This is a genomic window from Neogemmobacter tilapiae, from assembly GCF_014652215.1.
GTDB lineage: Bacteria > Pseudomonadota > Alphaproteobacteria > Rhodobacterales > Rhodobacteraceae > Neogemmobacter > Neogemmobacter tilapiae.
In genome coordinates this window covers 162,351-178,847 of the sequence record NZ_BMYJ01000007.1, presented here as the reverse complement: position 1 = coordinate 178,847, position 16,497 = coordinate 162,351, and the positions used below count along the sequence as shown (strand labels likewise).

At 62.8% G+C, this 16,497-nt stretch carries 16 protein-coding genes; 14 read left to right on the top strand and 2 right to left on the bottom strand.

Features of this window, described 5'->3' with window-relative positions; translation table 11 throughout:
• The first annotated feature begins 10 nt into the window (after positions 1-10).
• Genes IE095_RS12655 through IE095_RS12645 form a run of 3 tightly spaced genes read left to right on the top strand, consistent with a single transcriptional unit; the run spans position 11 to position 2,528 of the window.
• Positions 11-1,030, top strand: coding sequence for a LacI family DNA-binding transcriptional regulator (locus IE095_RS12655; protein WP_189412034.1), 1,020 nt, complete (start codon positions 11-13; stop codon positions 1,028-1,030).
• On the top strand, positions 1,027-1,173 hold the full coding sequence (locus tag IE095_RS12650) for a hypothetical protein (protein WP_189412033.1): 147 nt from the start codon (positions 1,027-1,029) through the stop codon (positions 1,171-1,173). The genes IE095_RS12655 and IE095_RS12650 overlap by 4 nt, the downstream gene beginning before the upstream one ends.
• Positions 1,170-2,528, top strand: a complete 1,359-nt coding sequence (locus tag IE095_RS12645; protein WP_189412032.1) for an amidase — start codon at positions 1,170-1,172, stop codon at positions 2,526-2,528. The genes IE095_RS12650 and IE095_RS12645 overlap by 4 nt, the downstream gene beginning before the upstream one ends.
• Positions 2,529-2,595: 67 nt before the next feature.
• On the opposite strand, the gene hisD (IE095_RS12640) is transcribed toward IE095_RS12645, so the two are convergent.
• A complete protein-coding gene (hisD, locus tag IE095_RS12640) occupies positions 2,596-3,891 on the bottom strand; it encodes a histidinol dehydrogenase (RefSeq protein ID WP_189412031.1) in 1,296 nt (431 codons plus the stop codon).
• Positions 3,892-4,137: 246 nt separating this feature from the next.
• On the opposite strand from hisD (IE095_RS12640), the gene hisD (IE095_RS12635) reads away from it, so the two are divergent.
• The 11 genes from hisD (IE095_RS12635) to mnhG all read left to right on the top strand — a co-directional run bounded on the left by hisD (IE095_RS12635) (position 4,138) and on the right by mnhG (position 14,911).
• Entirely contained in the window at positions 4,138-5,448 is a 1,311-nt protein-coding gene (hisD, locus tag IE095_RS12635) for a histidinol dehydrogenase (protein WP_189412030.1), read from the top strand.
• Entirely contained in the window at positions 5,445-6,209 is a 765-nt protein-coding gene (locus IE095_RS12630) for an SDR family NAD(P)-dependent oxidoreductase (protein WP_189412029.1), read from the top strand. The genes hisD (IE095_RS12635) and IE095_RS12630 overlap by 4 nt, the downstream gene beginning before the upstream one ends.
• Before the next feature lie 11 nt (positions 6,210-6,220).
• Positions 6,221-7,189 carry a cupin domain-containing protein gene (locus IE095_RS12625; RefSeq protein ID WP_189412028.1) on the top strand — a complete coding sequence of 323 codons (969 nt, stop codon included), beginning with the start codon at positions 6,221-6,223 and terminating at the stop codon, positions 7,187-7,189.
• A 3-nt stretch (positions 7,190-7,192) separates the two neighbouring features.
• The gene (locus IE095_RS12620) at positions 7,193-7,876 is read left to right on the top strand and encodes an alpha/beta fold hydrolase (RefSeq protein WP_189412027.1); all 684 of its coding nucleotides are present in this window, start codon (positions 7,193-7,195) and stop codon (positions 7,874-7,876) included.
• A 10-nt stretch (positions 7,877-7,886) separates the two neighbouring features.
• Positions 7,887-8,672, top strand: coding sequence for an HpcH/HpaI aldolase family protein (locus tag IE095_RS12615; RefSeq protein WP_189412026.1), 786 nt, complete (start codon positions 7,887-7,889; stop codon positions 8,670-8,672).
• Positions 8,673-8,898: 226 nt separating this feature from the next.
• Complete coding sequence (locus tag IE095_RS12610; RefSeq protein ID WP_189412025.1) at positions 8,899-11,784, top strand: monovalent cation/H+ antiporter subunit A; 2,886 nt, start codon at positions 8,899-8,901, stop codon at positions 11,782-11,784.
• Complete coding sequence (locus IE095_RS12605; RefSeq protein ID WP_189412074.1) at positions 11,784-12,122, top strand: Na+/H+ antiporter subunit C; 339 nt, start codon at positions 11,784-11,786, stop codon at positions 12,120-12,122. Before IE095_RS12610 ends, IE095_RS12605 begins: the two co-directional genes overlap by 1 nt.
• 2 nt (positions 12,123-12,124) lie before the next feature.
• Positions 12,125-13,765, top strand: coding sequence for a monovalent cation/H+ antiporter subunit D (locus tag IE095_RS12600; RefSeq protein WP_189412024.1), 1,641 nt, complete (start codon positions 12,125-12,127; stop codon positions 13,763-13,765).
• On the top strand, positions 13,762-14,250 hold the full coding sequence (locus IE095_RS12595) for a Na+/H+ antiporter subunit E (RefSeq protein ID WP_189412023.1): 489 nt from the start codon (positions 13,762-13,764) through the stop codon (positions 14,248-14,250). Before IE095_RS12600 ends, IE095_RS12595 begins: the two co-directional genes overlap by 4 nt.
• On the top strand, positions 14,247-14,531 hold the full coding sequence (locus tag IE095_RS12590) for a K+/H+ antiporter subunit F (protein WP_189412022.1): 285 nt from the start codon (positions 14,247-14,249) through the stop codon (positions 14,529-14,531). The genes IE095_RS12595 and IE095_RS12590 overlap by 4 nt, the downstream gene beginning before the upstream one ends.
• Positions 14,528-14,911 carry a monovalent cation/H(+) antiporter subunit G gene (mnhG, locus tag IE095_RS12585; protein ID WP_189412021.1) on the top strand — a complete coding sequence of 128 codons (384 nt, stop codon included), beginning with the start codon at positions 14,528-14,530 and terminating at the stop codon, positions 14,909-14,911. Before IE095_RS12590 ends, mnhG begins: the two co-directional genes overlap by 4 nt.
• A gap of 53 nt (positions 14,912-14,964) precedes the next feature.
• On the opposite strand, the gene adh is transcribed toward mnhG, so the two are convergent.
• A complete protein-coding gene (gene adh / locus IE095_RS12580) occupies positions 14,965-16,485 on the bottom strand; it encodes an aldehyde dehydrogenase (protein ID WP_189412020.1) in 1,521 nt (506 codons plus the stop codon).
• Positions 16,486-16,497 lie beyond the last annotated feature (12 nt).

Here is a 16,497-nt window from a genome sequence, read left to right as displayed (position 1 = left end):
GGGGTTCGTCTTGGCGGCCGAGAAAGTCACATCATTGGAGGTCGCGGCCCTGGCCGGCGTCAGCCAGTCCGCCGTCAGTCGGGTGTTCACGCCCGGTTCCTCGGTCAGCAAAAAGACCGCCGACAAGGTCATGGCCGCCGCCAACCAACTGGGCTATCGCCCCAACATTCTGGCCCGCGCGATGAAATCGGGGCAAAGCCGGATCATCGGTCTGGTCGTCGCTTACCTCGAAAACTACTTTTACCCCGAAATGGTCGAACGCCTGTCGGTCGAACTGCAAAAGGTCGGCTATCACGTCCTGATCTTTCTCGCCCCCGTGTCGGTGGACAACGTCGATAAGGTCGTGCGCGAGATTATGGATTATCAGGTCGATGGCATTGTCTTGGCCTCGGTCTCTGTCTCCTCCGACCTTGCCGCGCGCTGCCAATCGACGGGCCTGCCGGTCGTGCTGTTCAACCGCGCCCATGCCGACCGCAATTTGTCCTCCGTCACCTCGGACAACTATGCCGGGGGCAAGGCGCTGGCCGACTATCTTTGCTCCTTGGGCCACGAACGCATCGCCTATGTCGCGGGCTTTACCGGGGCCACCACGCAGATTGACCGCGAAGCGGGCTTTCGGGCAGGCCTTGCCGAGGCAGGCCAAGAACTCTTTGCCCGCGCCGAGGGCAATTTTGACTATGCCACGGCCCAAGCCGCCGCGCGCGAGCTTTTCGCCACCTCGCGCCGCCCGGATGCCGTCTTTGTCGCCAATGACCACATGGCCTTTGCCGTCATGGATGTGCTGCGCTTTGAACTCGGCCTGCGCGTGCCTGAGGATGTTTCTGTCGTCGGCTTTGACGATGTGCCCCCCGCCGCTTGGCCCGCCTACAACCTGACCACCTATCGCCAAAGGGTCGATGTGATGGTCGCCGAAACCGTCGCCATGCTCTTGGGCAGCATCGCCGCCGACAAACCGGAAACGGCGCATGTCGTGTTGCCCGGCGAGTTGGTCATTCGCGGATCCAGTCGCCGCCACGGGGCCACAAGATGACCGAGGCAGAGCTTCGCAAACGGGTGGAAGCGTTGGGCCTCGCGCTCGATCCCCGCGCCTTTGCCGCCGCCTTGCAAGGCGCACAGCATTTGCGGGCCGAGGTGGCCCGCGTGAAAGCCTATCTGGAACGCCCGGAACCATGAACCCCGCCGACCTTTCCCTGCCCGACGCCGCCCATGCCCTGCGCAACGGCACGCTGACCTCTGAAAATCTCACCCAAGCGGTCCTCGAACGCATCGCCACCCAAAACCCGCGCCTGCACGCCTTTACCCATATCGCCACTGATGCCTTGGAACAGGCCCGCCAAGCCGATGCCCTGCTCGCCGCAGGCCAAGATCCCGGCCCCTTCTGCGGCCTTCCCGTCGCCGTCAAAGACCTGATCGACGTGCAGGGCCAGCCCGCCACCAGCGGCTCTCGCGTGTTGGCGGACCGCATCGCCCCCGCCGATGCCGCCGCCCTTTCGCGCCTCCGCGCCCAAGGCGCGGTGTTGATCGGGAAGGTCGCTACCTATGAATTCGCCATGGTCGGCCCCGACCTCACCCTGCCCGATCCACCGGCCCGCAACCCTTGGAACCCCGCCCATATCACTGGCGGCTCCTCTTCCGGTTCCGCCGCCGCCGTCGCCTCGGGCATGGTCCGCCTGGCCATCGGCACCGATACGGGCGGTTCGATCCGCTCGCCCTCCGCCTATTGCGGCTGTGTCGGCCTGAAACCCACCTATGACCGCGTGTCCCGCAGCGGCGCTTTCCCCCTCTCCCCCAGCCTTGACCATATCGGCCCCCTCGCGGCGACGGTGGAGGAAGCAGCCCTCGCCCTCGACATGCTCACCGAAAACCCAAACCAATGGCGCCCCGCGGCAGGCCGTCTGACCCAAGGCGTCGCAGGCCTGCGTATCGGCTATGCCCGCAACTGGTTTGCCGATGATCCCCAGGCCAGCCCCGCCCTGATCCGCGCGATGGATGATGCCGCCGCCCAACTCTCCATGCTGGGCGCGGCAATCACGCTCGTCGATCTGCCCGACTATCCACTGTATGAGGCCGCCGGTTCCATCATCCTCCACGCCGAGGCGCTCGACGCCCACCGCGCCCTGATCCAAGATAAAAGCGATCTCTATGGCCGCCCCACCCTGCAATGCCTAGCCTTTGGCGCGGCCATTGACCCCGCCGAACTGGCCCAAGCGCACCAAGCCCAAACCCGCCTGACCGCCGAAATGGATCAGGCCATGGCCCCCTTTGATCTGCTGATCCTGCCCACCACGTTGACCCCCGCCCTGCCCTTCTCCGCCTTTGACGGCGAAAAGGCGGTCTGGACGCCGATGCGCACCATTGCCTTCAATGTCACCGGACAACCCGCCCTCTCCTTGCCCATGGGCTTTGACGGCGCGCTTCCCCTTGGCCTGCAAATCGTGGGCCGCAAGGGCGATGAAGACCTGATCTGCGCCGCAGGTCACGCCTTTGAACGGGCGACAGACCATTCTGTCCAGCGCCCGCCTTTGTAATTTCATCTTGCCCTAAATACCTTGGGGGCCAAGGGTGCTAAGGCGGGGGCAAAGCCCCCGGCCTGTTTCAACGCACCTGCATCCGGTCCAGCCGCAACTGCGCCGCCCGACGATGGCCTTCCAGCCCCTCGCTCGCCGCTTGCCGCGCCGCAGGCGGGGCCACAGCCTGCACCCCTTCGGGTTCCAGCCATTGATGCGTTGCGATCTTAACGTAAGCCCCGACCCACAGCCCGCCCGTATACCGCCCCGCCGCCATCGTCGGCAGCGTATGGTTCGTCCCCGAACATTTGTCCGAATAGACCACGCTCGCAAGCTCCCCAATGAACAGCGACCCATAGTTCCGCAGCTTTTTCGACAGGCCCTGCGCGTCGCGCGTATGCACCTGCAAATGTTCCGCCGCGATCCAGTCGGAATAGGCGATCATCGCCGCCTCATCCGCGCAAACCGCCACTTCACCATAGTCACGCCAGGCTGGGGCCGCCACATGCGCCGTCGAAAGCCCTTCCAACTGCCGCTCCACCTCGGCCACCACAGCCTCGGCCAAGGCCCGGTCCGTCGTGATCAGCCCCACCCGCGTGCGCACGTCATGTTCGGCTTGCGCCAACAGGTCGGTCGCGATCATTTCCGCATCGCCCGTTTCATCCGCCAGAATGTAAATTTCCGACGGCCCGGCCAGCTGATCAATCCCCACCGGCCCGAACACTTGGCGTTTCGCCTCGTTCACAAAGGCATTGCCCGGCCCCATGATCTTCATCACCGGCGGCACCGATTCCGTGCCAAAGGCCATTGCCGCAATCGCCTGCGCCCCGCCGATCCGGTAAACCCGATCCGCCCCCGCCAGATGGCAGCCCGCCACCATCGCCCGATGCGCATTCGGCGGCAGGCAGGCAATGACTTCCGGCACACCCGCGACCTTCGCCGGAACAATCGTCATGATTGGCGCCGACAACAACGGGAACCGCCCGCCCGGCACATAGCATCCCACCCGGTCAATCGGGATCACCCGATGCCCCATGAACACCCCCGGCAGCGCCTCGATGTCCAACGGCAGAATCGTCGAAAGCTGCGCCTCGGCAAAGCGCCGCACGTTCGCAATCGCAAATTCCGTATCCTTGCGCGTCTGCGGGTCCAGCGCCGCCACCGCCGCCTCGCGTTCGGCCATGCTGATTTCCAGCGCCCCCACCTCGGCCTTGTCAAACTTGACCGAATATTCCCGCACCGCCACGTCGCCCCGCGCCTTCACATCGGCCAGAACCCCCGCGACCAGCTCGGCCACCGGCTTGTTGTCATTTTCGGCGCTGCGGGTCGGCGATTTGACCCAAGTGACCTTGGCGGTCGGATAGGGCTCGGCGTGGCTGGTCATCGGATGCTCCTTTCGGGTCATGCAGTCTGCATGGATTGAACGCCTCATCCTAACCCTTATTGCATACGTCTGCAATTCCATCTTTGCAAAACAGCCGCCGACCCGACGCCAATCAACTAAATCTCTTGAAACGCTTAGCTATTCTAAGATCAACCGCGCCAATCTGCCGAAGCAATGACAAGCCTCTTGCAATCTTGCCGCCCATTGATCTAAGAATATTGCACACGTATTCAATCGAGGCTCATCATGGCGATCACCTGGCTTAAGCGCGGCAAACCCGAAGCAGAGCGGGCAGCAGATGATGCCCAGGTTCGCGCCACTGTCGAAACCGTTCTGGCCGATATCGCCGCCAACGGCGATGCCGCCATCCGCGCGCTTTCGGTGAAATTCGACAAATATGATCCACCCGCCTTTCGCCTGACGCCTTCGGAAATCGAAGCCGCGATGCAAAAGGTCTCGGCCCGCGACATCGAAGACATCCGCTTCGCCCAAACCCAGATCCGCCGATTCGCCGAGGCCCAGCGCGCCAGCATGACGGATATTGAGGTTGAAACCCTGCCCGGCGTGATCCTTGGCCACCGCAACATCCCGGTGCAATCGGTGGGCTGCTATGTGCCCGGCGGCAAATTCCCGATGGTCGCCTCTGCGCATATGTCCGTTCTAACCGCCGCTGTGGCGGGTGTCCCGCGCATCGTGGTCAGCGCCCCCCCCGTGAACGGTGCGCCCCATCCCGCCATCGTCGCCGCAATGCATATGGGCGGCGCGCATGAGATTTACGTTCTGGGCGGGATGCAGGCCGTGGGGGCCATGGCCATCGGCACCGAAACCATCCAACCCGTCGATATGCTGGTCGGCCCCGGCAATGCCTATGTGGCCGAGGCGAAACGCCAGCTCTATGGCCGCGTCGGGATTGACCTGTTCGCAGGCCCGACCGAAACCATGGTCATCGCCGACGACACGGTGGACGCCGAACTTTGCGCCACCGACCTGTTGGGGCAGGCTGAACATGGCTACAACTCCCCCGCTGTTCTGCTGACCAACAGCCGCAAGCTGGCGACGGGCACGATGGCCGAAATCGACCGCCTGCTGAAAATCCTACCCACCGCCGCGACGGCCAGTGTCAGTTGGGCGGATTATGGTGAGGTGATCCTTTGTGACACGCATGACGAAATGCTGGCCGTGGCAAATGACATTGCCTCCGAACATGTGCAGGTGATGACCGACCGCGACGATTGGTATCTGGCCAATATGCACAGCTATGGCGCACTGTTTCTGGGGCCACGCACCAATGTCGCCAATGGCGACAAGGTCATCGGCACCAATCACACCCTCCCCACCAAGAAAGCCGGGCGTTATACGGGCGGGCTTTGGGTCGGCAAGTTCCTGAAAACCCATTCCTATCAGCGTGTGTCAACAGATGAAGCCGCCGCCCTGATCGGTGCCTATGGCAGCCGCCTTTGCATGCTCGAAGGCTTCGTCGGCCATGCTGAACAATGCAACATCCGCGTCCGCCGCTATGGCGGGCAGAACGTGCCTTACGGGGCGGCGGCGGAATGACCCTCCCGCGCACCCCCTCCTTCCGCCTTGACGGACGCCGCGCCCTTGTCGCCGGGGCGTCCTCAGGCATCGGCGCAGGGGCTGCCGTGGCCTTGGCCGAGCAAGGGGCCGAAGTCACCCTTTGCGCCCGCCGCCGCGATGATCTTCAGGTCTTGGCCGATGAAATGAACGCCGCCGGGATGCGGGCCCAAATCCTGCCCCTCGACATCACCGACCTTCCCGCGATGGAACAGGCGCTGGCCAACCGGCCCGCCTTTGACATTCTGGTCAATTCCGCAGGCCTTGCCCGCCACAGTCCGGCCACCCAAACCACGCCGCAAGACTTTGACCTTGCCGCCGATCTGAACTTTCGCGCCGCCTATTTCCTGACCCGCACCATCGCGGCCCGGCTGATTTCCGAAGGCCGCCCCGGCAGCCTGATCAACATCACCAGCCAAATGGCCCATGTCGGTGGCATTGATCGCGCCGTCTATGCCGCCACCAAACACGCCGTCGAAGGCATGACCAAATCCATGGCCATCGAATGGGGCCCCCACGGCATCCGCGTCAACACCATCGCCCCCACCTTCATCCGCACCGCCCTGACCGCTGACACCTTTGCCAACCCCGAACGCGCCGCCTGGATCGCCTCCAAGATCAAACTGGGCCGCGTGGGCGAGGTCAGTGACATCATGGGGCCCGTCGCCTTCCTTGCCTCGGACGCAGCGGCCCTCATCACCGGAACCTCTTTGATCGTCGATGGCGGCTGGACCGCCGACTGAAAGGAAACGACATGACCCCGCAAGAGATGGAAACCCGCATCGTCCGTTACGGCGACCTGCGCCCCTGCAAAACCGCCTTCATCGACGCCCATACGCCGGGCAGCGACCGCAAGGAAAACTTTACCATCATCGGTGGCGGCGTGTCCGAAAGCCCCGATCAGCACGTCCATATCGTTGACACCCCCGGCTTCAACATCGGCGCGGCAGGCCAGCCGCCCGGATGCCGCAACAGCCTGCACAGCCACCGCACGGCCGAGGTGTTCTTTGTCCTGAAAGGCCGCTGGCGCTTTTTCTGGGGTCGCTATGGCACGGCAGGCGAGTTCATCGCCGAGGAAGGCGACATCTTCAACATCCCCACCGGCATCTTCCGCGCCTTTGAAAATGTCGGCACCGACTACGGAATGATCATGGCCATTCTGGGCGGTGATGATGCCGGCGGCGGCGTGGTCTGGGCCCCGCAAGTGATCACCGATGCCAAGGACTATGGCCTTGTTCTGGGCAAGAACGGCAAGCTTTACGACACGAAAAAGGGGCAAAGCCTGCCCGAAGGCGTGCCCCCCATGCCGCTCTTGACCGAGGAAGAATTGAAAGCCTTCCCCGAACCCACCACCGCCGATGTCATCCCGAACCATGTCGCACGCTATTGGGATCTGATGGCCCTGTCCGACCGCCAGCCCGCCAAAGTGATTGGCGCAGAGGGCAAATTGCGCGACCGCCCCGGCTTTGACGTCGAATTCCTGTCCCGCAACTCCATCCCCGCCACGCCCTACACCCTGCACAAGCATGAGGTTTTGATGCCGATGCGCGGCCATTGGCGTCTGTCCTGGTCAGGCGGCACCACCGTCCTGAACCCGGGCGACACCGCCGCCATCCCCCCCGGTCTGGAGCACAGCCTTGCGCCTTCGATGACGGGCGAGGCCAGCCTTTACCGCGTTGTCGCCACCGACGATCCGGCGGGTTTGACCGGGCGTCTGCTCTAACCCATGACCCTTGTCCTGATCCCCGGCATGATGTGCGACGCCCGCATGTGGGGCGGGGTGGATGCGGCGCTGAATACGCCCATCCACCACCACCTTCCCACCGGCGCCGACACCATGCAGGATCTCGCCGCCCAACTCCTGCAAGACGCCCCGCCCCGCTTTGCGCTGGCGGGGTTGTCGATGGGCGGCATCCTCGCGATGGAGGTGCTGCGTCAGGCCCCCCATCGCGTCGAACGTCTGGCCCTTCTCGACACCAACCCCCGCGCCGAAACACCGCAAGTTCAGGCCCGCCGCGAACCCCAGATCGACCGCGCCCTATCGGGCGATCTCGCTGGCGTCATGACCGACCAGATGATCCCCCACTATTTCGCCGCCCCCAGCCCAGACCACGAAGCCCTCTGCCTCGACATGGCCCTCACCCTTGGCCCCAACGCCTTTCAAAACCAATCCCGTGCCCTCCGCGACCGCCCTGATCAACAACCCACGCTCGCCGCCTTCCGTGGCCCCGCCCTTGTCCTCATGGGCGAACACGACCGTCTTTGCCCCCACGACCGCCACGCACTGATGCACCAACTCATGCCCCAATCGCGCTTTGAAATCATTGCCGGTGCAGGCCATATTCCCCCCCTCGAACGCCCTCAGGAAACCGCCGAAGCCCTTCGCCACTGGCTCGCCCTTCCCGCCTAAAGGAACCCCCATGCCCATCACCGATCTTCACGCCCATTTCGCCGCTGGCGGCACCGCTGTGAACGGCTGGTGCGCCATCCCTTCCCCTGTCACCGCCGAAATCATGGGCCGTCAGGGCTTTGACCTCATGTCCGTCGATTTGCAGCATGGCCTGATCGACTATCCCATGGCCCTCACCATGTTGCAGGTTCTGCAAGGCCTGCCCGCCCCCGTCATGGCCCGCGTGCCGTGGAACGAACCCGGCATCATCATGAAATGCCTCGATGCCGGATTCTCCGGCATCATCTGCCCCATGATCAACACCCCCGACGATGCCCGCCGCCTAGTCGCCGCCAGCCGCTATGCCCCCCTCGGCGGCCGCTCCTTTGGCCCGACCCGCGCCAATCTCGTCTTCGGCCCCGGCTATGCCAAGGCTGCCAACAGCACCGTTCTTGTGCTCGCCATGATCGAAACGCGCGAGGCGTTGCAGAACCTTGAATCCATCCTCGCTGTCGAAGGCATCGATGGCGCCTATGTTGGCCCCTCTGACCTTGGCCTGTCCCTAGGCTATGAACCCACCTTAGACCCCACCGCGCCCGAGGTTCTGGACGCCATCCGAGACATCGCCACCCGCACCCGCGCCATGGGCCGCATCGCAGGCGTCCACACCGGATCGCCCGCCATGATCAAGGCCATGCTGGCCCAAGGCTATCACTTCGCCTCCCTGCTGACCGACGCCCGCATGTTTGCCAATGCCGTAGCCAGCCAGCTGGCCCTGCTGCGTGGCCAACCTACGACAGCGACCAAGGGATACTAGCGCTTTCCGCCCATTCCTGCCGATTTGTCGAAAAGTCTTGCGCAACATCATGCGATGTCATGGAAAAATCGCGCCCCCGCCTTGCAACAGGTCGCCGTGATCCGTCATAAGAAAAATTGAACCTTCAGCGAATCATGAACGGGCCAAGCTGCTGTGCGGCGGCCAAGCGTGCTCATGTCCGTTCGCGATACGCCCCGCCATTTTGAAAAAGGAAGCTCCTTTCGGCATGATCCAGGAAAACTTGCTGCTAACCCTTGCCCTTCTGCCTTTTGTCGCCGCTTTGGCGACAACAACGCTGTCGGCGCAGGCCCATGGGGCAGCGGCTTGGGTCTCGGGGTTGCTGCTGGCTGCCGGCCTTGCCATTCTTGGCATCCTGCATGGGCCCATCGCTGCGGGCCAAGTGCTGCACAGCACCATCCGCTGGGTGCCCTCCCTGGGTCTGAACCTGACCTTCCGAATCGACGCCTTTGTCTGGCTCTTTGTGACCCTTGTTCTCGGCATCGCCATTCTCGTGCTGATCTATGCCCGATACTACCTGTCCAAAAATGATCCGGTGCCGCGTTTCTATGCCTTCCTGATGCTGTTTACGGGCGCCATGATGGGAATGCTTCTGTCGGGCAATATCCTGATGCTCGTCGTGTTCTGGGAGCTCACCTCCATCCTCTCTTTCCTCCTGATCGGCTATTGGCATCAAGGACAGGCCGCGCGCGACGGCGCCCGGATGGCCCTGATCGTCACCGGCCTTGGCGGCCTTTGCCTCTTGGTCGCTATGCTGCTTTTGGGCAAGATTGTCGGCAGCTACGATCTCGACCGTGTCCTCGACTCGGGCGATTTGGTTCGCAACCACCCCCTCTATCCCGCCGTTCTGACCCTCTTTCTGCTGGGCTGCTTCACCAAATCGGCCCAGATGCCCTTCCATTTCTGGCTGCCAGGCGCGATGGCCGCCCCCACCCCCGTCTCGGCCTTTCTGCATTCCGCCACGATGGTCAAGGCTGGCGTCTTCCTTCTGGTCCGGTTTTCCCCCGTCCTCGGCCAAACGGAAATGTGGTTCTTTGCAGTCACCGGCACCGGCATGGCGACACTCTTGCTCGGCGCCCTGATCGCCCTTTTCCGGCACGATCTGAAGGGCCTCCTCGCCTATTCAACCATCAGCCATCTTGGGCTGATCACCGCTCTTGCCGGAATCGGCAGTTCAGGGGCCATTCTGGCAGCGATCTTTCACATCGTGAACCATGCCATCTTCAAGGCCTCGCTCTTCATGGCCGCGGGGATCATCGACCATGAAACCGGCACCCGCGACATGCGCCGCCTCAGCGGCTTGATGCGCTTTATGCCCGTCACCGGCAGTCTTGCCATTGTCGCCTCCGCGTCGATGGCAGGCGTCCCGTTGCTGAACGGCTTTCTCTCCAAAGAAATGTTCTTTGCCGAAGCCGCCGATTGGCACAACGGCACTTGGCTTGACAATTCCCTTCCCTGGATCGCGACATTGGCCGGGGTTTTTGCGGTCGCCTATTCGCTGCGTTTCATTGCTACGGTGTTCTTCGGCCCACCGCCGGTCGATCTGCCGCACCAACCTCATGAACCCCCCGCCTGGATGCGCCGCCCGGTGGAGGCTTTGGTGCTGCTTTGCCTGATCGTCGGGATGCTGCCCGGCCTCACCCTTGGCCCAACCCTCAACCAGGCCGCCCAAGCCATCCTGGGGCCAGACTTGCCCTACAAGAATATTGCAATTTGGCACGGCGTGAACTTGCCCCTCATCATGAGCTTGGTAGCCTTGGCCGGTGGCGTCGCGCTTTACGCCCTGTTCGGTACACGGATCGCCGCAGGGCCCGAGGGGCCACCCCTCATGCATCATTTTCGGGCGCAGAAGCTGTTTGAAAGGCTGATCCTGCTGCTGACCTGGAAATGGCCACGCAGCCTTTATCAGTTCATCGGCACCGAACGGCTGCAACCGCAACTGCGCTTGGTGGTTCTGGTGGCCCTGACGGTCGCAACTGTGACGCTTTGGGGCGTCTTGCATCCGGCGGCCGAGGCGCTGTCAACGCCCTTGAACCCCGCCTTTGCGGCCATGTGGCTGGTTGGGGGCAGTTGCGCCGTGGGGGCGGCCTGGATGGCCAAATACCACCGCTTTGCCGCGCTTGTGTTGCTTGGGGGGGCCGGGGCCGTCACCTGCCTGACCTTTGCGTGGCTGTCCGCGCCCGATCTGGCAGTAACCCAGTTGCTGGTTGAAATCGTAACGACAGCACTTTTGCTGCTGGGCCTGCGCTGGTTGCCCAAACGGCGCGAAGAGATTGCCGAAGACAAACTGCGCCCCGCAAGGGTGCGCCGGGCACGAGACCTCTTGCTCGCCCTGATCGCCGGAGTGGGCCTCGCCACATTGGCCTTTGTGATGATGACCTATCCGCTGGTGCCCAGCGTCGGCGACTGGTTCCTGCGCAACGCCTATAAAGAGGGGGGCGGGACCAATGTGGTGAACGTCATCCTCGTGGACTTTCGCGCTTTTGACACGTTTGGGGAAATCACGGTTCTGGCCGTCGTGGCGGTGACGGTCTACGCTCTGCTGCGCCGCTTTCGACCGGATCCGGAGAGCTTGGCCCTCCCCGAACCCCAAGATGCCGTGGCCCAAAAAAGCCTGGCCGAAACCCTTTTGGTGCCCGCCGTCATCATGCGCTGGATGTTCCCCGTGCTGCTGGTTCTGGCCGCCTATCTGTTCTTCCGGGGGCACGACCTGCCCGGCGGTGGTTTTTCCGCTGGGGTTACGCTGTCGATCGCCTTTTTGCTGCAATATCTCGCCCATGATGTGCGTTGGGTCGAAGCGCGGCTCACCGTACTGCCCATACGCTGGATCGGCATCGGCCTGCTCATTTCGGGTCTGACCGGGGTTGGCGCTTTTGTCCTAGGCTATCCTTTCCTGACCGCCCATGCCCAATACGTCGAACTGCCGCTGGTGGGCCAAGTGCCGGCCGCGACGGCGCTGCTCTTTGATACCGGCGTCTTCGCCTTGGTGGTCGGTGCGACCGTTCTTATGTTGATCGCCATTGCCCACCAATCGCTGCGAATGGCCCGCCTTCGGGAACGCGACGCCCCGCAACCCGAGAAAGAGGCCGCGTGATGGAGTTCGTGCTTTCCGCCGCCATCGGGGTTCTGGCCGCATCGGGGATCTGGCTGCTGCTGCGGCCGCGCACCTTTCAGGTGATCATCGGACTTTGCCTTTTGTCCTATGCCGTCAACCTGTTCATCTTTGCGATGGGCCGCCTGTGGCTGGGTGCCCCCCCCATCATGCCCCGCGGCGGCTTTGTGAACCCTGCGGCCTATGCCGATCCGATGCCGCAGGCCCTGGTTCTGACAGCCATCGTCATCAGCTTTGCCACCACGGCGCTGTTTCTCGTGGTCATCATCGTTTCGCGGGGCATGACCGGAACGGACCATGTCGACGGGCAGGAACGCTAGCCATGACGCTTTCCCCCGAACATCTGATCATCGCCCCCATCCTGATCCCGTTCTTTGCGGGCGCGCTGATGTTGATTTATGACGAGCGCCAGCGCCGCGCCAAACTGGCGATCAGCCTTGCGGCGGTTGTGGCAATGCTCTTGTCGTCGGTCGAGTTGCTGGTCCGCTCAAAGGGCAGCGAATTGACCGGTGGCAATGACATCGGCTTTTACCTCTTGGGCGATTGGCTGGCCCCCTATGGCATTGTGCTGGTGGTGGATCGGCTGTCGGCGATGATGCTGGTTCTGACCGGCCTTTTGGCCCTGCCTGCGCTGATCTATTCGGCGGCCGGATGGCACAAGCAGGGCCAGCATTTCCACACCATGTTCCAGTTCTTGCTGATGGGGTTGAACGGGGCTTTTCTGACAGGCGATCTCTTCAACCTTTTCGTGTTTTTCGAGGTCTTGCTGGCGGCCTCCTACGGGCTTTTGTTGCATGGCGGCGGGCAGCTGCGCGTGCGGGCAGGGCTCCACTATATTGCCACCAACCTCGCCGCCTCGCTGTTGTTCCTGATTGGCGTCAGCCTTGTTTATGGTGCCACCGGCACCTTGAACATGGCGCATCTGTCCAACCTTGTGCCGGGGCTGGCCGACCAGCAACGGCATCTGTTCCACGCCGGGGCGGCCCTGATGGGCATTGCTTTTCTGATCAAGGCCGGGATCTGGCCTTTGTCCTTCTGGCTGCCAACCGCCTATATGGCCGGTGCAGCCCCCGTCACGGCGCTTTTTGCCATCATGACCAAGGTTGGCGTCTATGTCTTGATCCGACTGTCGTTCCTCATGTTCGGCCCCCATGCTGCGGAATCATCGGGCTTTGGGACGACCGCCCTGATCGCGGGCGGCATGGCCACGGTCACCTTTGGTTTTCTTGGCGTGCTTGCCTCTCAGGGGCTGGGGCGCATGGCCGCCCACCTTATCCTCGTTTCATCCGGCACCGTCCTTGCCGCCACCGGCTTTGTGCTGGCCGGGGCCGGGGCGTCCATTCTGGCTGCGGCCTTGTTCTATCTGCTCAGCTCGACCCTTGCCACCAGCGCCCTCTTCCTTTTGATCGAACCGATGAGCCGCGAGGAAGGTGGCATCGCCGCCTTGCTGGCCCTTACAGCCGATGCCTATGGCCTTGATGAACGGGAAGAGGATCGCCAGCCCGAGGTCGGTCTCGCCATCCCCGGCACCCTGTCGGTGCTGGGCCTGTCCTTTGGCGTTTTTGTTCTGGCCCTGGCGGGGATGCCCCCCCTGTCTGGCTTTATTGGCAAGCTTGGCATCCTGCGCGGCCTGATCGCAACCGAAGCGGTTTCCCCCTGGCTCAGTGGCAGCTTCATTGCCCTGCTGATCCTCTCGGGTTTCGCCACTCTCGTCGGTCTGGTCCGCATCGGCATTCAGACTTTCTGGGCCACCGAAGGCGAACCACCCCGCGTCCTTGCCTTGGAAATCGCACCGGTTCTGGCTTTGGCCGGTCTGCTTTTTGTCCTGACAATCAAGGCCGATGTCACCCTGCGCTACATGCAGCAAACCGCCAATGCGATGCTGCAACCTTCAGTCTATTCCGAAGGTGTCTTGGGGGCCCCTCGTGCCGCCGACGCTCCCGTTGCGGAGGCCCCCGAATGAGACATGCTTTACCGCACCCCCTCCTCTCCCTCGCCCTGACTCTGATGTGGCTGCTTCTCACCCGCTTTTCCTTGGGGCAGTTGATCCTCGGTGCGGCGATGGGTCTATTCGCGGGCTGGGTCTTTGCCCGTCTGGAACCCACCGCCCCCCGCATTCGCGCCTATCGTCCCCTTTTTCGCCTGATGGGCATCGTCACCCTCGATATCCTCCGCTCCAACGCCGCCGTCGCTTGGCTGATCCTCACCAATGATCGCCACGGCAACCGACGTTCCGGCTTTGTCGAGGTGTCCCTGCGTCTCAAAGACCCCACTGCCTTGGCCCTGCTTGCCATCATCATCACCGCCACGCCCGGCACCGCCTGGCTGGAATATGACGAACCCTCGGGCACGCTTTTGCTCCACGTCTTCGATATGGTCGATGAAAGTGCTTGGCAGGCCCTGATCCGCGACCGCTATGAACAACTTTTGCTGGAGGCTTTTGCATGACCCCTGCGATGCTTCTTTGGCTGGCCCTGACCTATGCCCAGATCGCCCTTGCCGCCGCCGGTTGCCTCGCAACCGTCCGCATGATCATCGGCCCCCGCGCCCAGGATCGCGTTCTGGCGTTGGATGGTTTGTATATCACCACCATGCTGCTCTTTGTTGTCACCGGCATGCGCTTGGGCACACCCTTTCTTTTTGAAGCGGCCCTCGTCATCGCCGTCGCCGGATTTGTCGCCACCGTCTCGCTAGCCAAATTCCTGCTCCGCGGCGAGGTGATCGAATGACCCCCCTCGACACCCTGCCTGTCTGGCTCATGCTGCCTGTCGGGCTTTTGCTCGTTCTTGGCAGCACATTGACGCTGCTGGGCGCCTTCGGCCTTTTGAATCTCCGCAGCTTTTATGACCGCATCCATGCCCCCACCCTGGGCACCAGCTGGGGCACCGCCGCTATCCTTCTGGCCTCGATCCTGTCCTACTCTTGGCTCCAGGATCGCCTGATCCTGCATGAATTGGTCGCGGGCATTTTTGTCATGCTGACCACCCCCGTCACTTTGATGTTGCTGGGACAGGCCGCCCTGCACCGCGACCGGGCCGAGGGCGACAGCACCGTGCCAACCCCTCGCGCCCCCGTCACGGAAAAACCCGTCACGCAAAAGCCGAACTGACCCCAACCAAAGACCGGCGATGGCGCGATCATTTGCCGCGCCATCGCCCTGTTTCAGAAAAAGCCCAACTTGTTGGGGTTATAGCTGACCAGCATGTTTTTGGTCTGCTGATAATGATCCAGCATCATCTTGTGGGTTTCCCGCCCTATGCCCGACTGCTTATACCCCCCAAAAGCCGCATGGGCCGGATAGGCGTGGTAGTTGTTCACCCAGACCCGCCCCGCCTCGATCGCCCGACCAAAGCGGTAGGCCCGCGTGCCGTCCCGCGTCCAGACCCCGGCCCCCAGACCATACATCGTGTCATTCGCAATCGCCAAAGCCTCGGCTTCGTCCTTGAAGGTTGTCACACTGACCACCGGCCCAAAGATCTCTTCCTGGAAAACCCGCATCTTGTTGTGGCCCTTCAGGATCGTCGGCTGGATGTAAAAGCCCTGCGCCAGATCGCCGTTAAAGCGGGCGGCATCGCCCCCAACCAGAACCTCGGCCCCCTCTTCCCGGCCAATCGCCAGATAGGACAGGATCTTTTCCTGCTGCTGCCGGCTGGCCTGCGCCCCCACCATCGTCGCCATATCCCGCGGATCGCCCTGCCGGATCGCCTTCACCCGCGCGATGCAGCGTTCCATAAAACGGTCGTAAATGTCTTCCTGCACCAAGGCGCGGCTGGGACAGGTGCAGACCTCCCCTTGGTTAAAGGCAAACAACACAAAACCCTCTACGGCCTTGTCCAGAAAGGCGTCATCCTCGGCCATCACGTCGCTGAAAAAGATGTTAGGCGATTTCCCCCCCAGTTCCAGCGTCACCGGGATCAGGTTGGCCGTCGCCGCCTCCATGATCTTGCGGCCGGTTGCCGTGGATCCGGTAAAGGCGATCTTGGCAATCCGGTTTGACCGGGCCAGCGCCTGACCGGCCTCGGCCCCCAGACCGTTCACGATGTTCAGAACCCCCGCCGGCAGCAGATCCCCGATCAGTTCCGCCAGCACCATGATCGCCGCCGGCGTCTGTTCCGCCGGTTTCATCACGATGCAGTTGCCCGCCGCCAAGGCCGGGGCCAGCTTCCAAGCCGCCATCAGGATCGAAAAGTTCCACGGGATGATCTGGCCCACAACGCCCAAGGGCTCGTGGAAATGATAGGCCACCGTATCGTGGTCAATCTCGCTCATGCTGCCTTCCTGCCCCCGCAGCACCCCCGCGAAATAGCGGAAATGGTCCACCGAAAGCGGAATGTCGGCATTCACCGTTTCGCGGATCGGCTTACCGTTGTCCCAGGTTTCGGCGGTGGCCAAAAGCTCCAGATTGGCCTCGATCACATCGGCAATCTTCAACAGGATGTTCGACCGATAGGCCGCGCTGGTCTTGCCCCAAGCCTCGCGCGCCGCGTGGGCGGCATCCAGCGCCTTGTCGATATCGGCCGCATCAGACCGTGCCACTTCGCAGACCGTCGCGCCGGTGATCGGCGTGATATTGTCCATATAGCGCCCACCCACCGGCGGCACGAAACGGCCCCCGATGAAATTGTCATAGCGGGTTTTGAAGGGCGAGGCGATCAGGCCTGCCGGATGGGTCATCTCGTTCATGGGTTCCTCCTC

Bases quoted from the DNA above. Each gene is read 5' to 3' on its own strand.
- IE095_RS12650 (WP_189412033.1), top strand. From the start codon at position 1,027: ATGACCGAGGCAGAGCTTCGCAAACGGGTGGAAGCGTTGGGCCTCGCG.
- IE095_RS12645 (WP_189412032.1), top strand. From the start codon at position 1,170: ATGAACCCCGCCGACCTTTCCCTGCCCGACGCCGCCCATGCCCTGCGC.
- hisD (WP_189412031.1), bottom strand. From the start codon at position 3,891: ATGACCAGCCACGCCGAGCCCTATCCGACCGCCAAGGTCACTTGGGTC.
- hisD (WP_189412030.1), top strand. From the start codon at position 4,138: ATGGCGATCACCTGGCTTAAGCGCGGCAAACCCGAAGCAGAGCGGGCA.
- IE095_RS12630 (WP_189412029.1), top strand. From the start codon at position 5,445: ATGACCCTCCCGCGCACCCCCTCCTTCCGCCTTGACGGACGCCGCGCC.
- IE095_RS12625 (WP_189412028.1), top strand. From the start codon at position 6,221: ATGACCCCGCAAGAGATGGAAACCCGCATCGTCCGTTACGGCGACCTG.
- IE095_RS12620 (WP_189412027.1), top strand. From the start codon at position 7,193: ATGACCCTTGTCCTGATCCCCGGCATGATGTGCGACGCCCGCATGTGG.
- IE095_RS12615 (WP_189412026.1), top strand. From the start codon at position 7,887: ATGCCCATCACCGATCTTCACGCCCATTTCGCCGCTGGCGGCACCGCT.
- IE095_RS12610 (WP_189412025.1), top strand. From the start codon at position 8,899: ATGATCCAGGAAAACTTGCTGCTAACCCTTGCCCTTCTGCCTTTTGTC.
- IE095_RS12605 (WP_189412074.1), top strand. From the start codon at position 11,784: ATGGAGTTCGTGCTTTCCGCCGCCATCGGGGTTCTGGCCGCATCGGGG.
- IE095_RS12600 (WP_189412024.1), top strand. From the start codon at position 12,125: ATGACGCTTTCCCCCGAACATCTGATCATCGCCCCCATCCTGATCCCG.
- IE095_RS12595 (WP_189412023.1), top strand. From the start codon at position 13,762: ATGAGACATGCTTTACCGCACCCCCTCCTCTCCCTCGCCCTGACTCTG.
- IE095_RS12590 (WP_189412022.1), top strand. From the start codon at position 14,247: ATGACCCCTGCGATGCTTCTTTGGCTGGCCCTGACCTATGCCCAGATC.
- mnhG (WP_189412021.1), top strand. From the start codon at position 14,528: ATGACCCCCCTCGACACCCTGCCTGTCTGGCTCATGCTGCCTGTCGGG.
- adh (WP_189412020.1), bottom strand. From the start codon at position 16,485: ATGAACGAGATGACCCATCCGGCAGGCCTGATCGCCTCGCCCTTCAAA.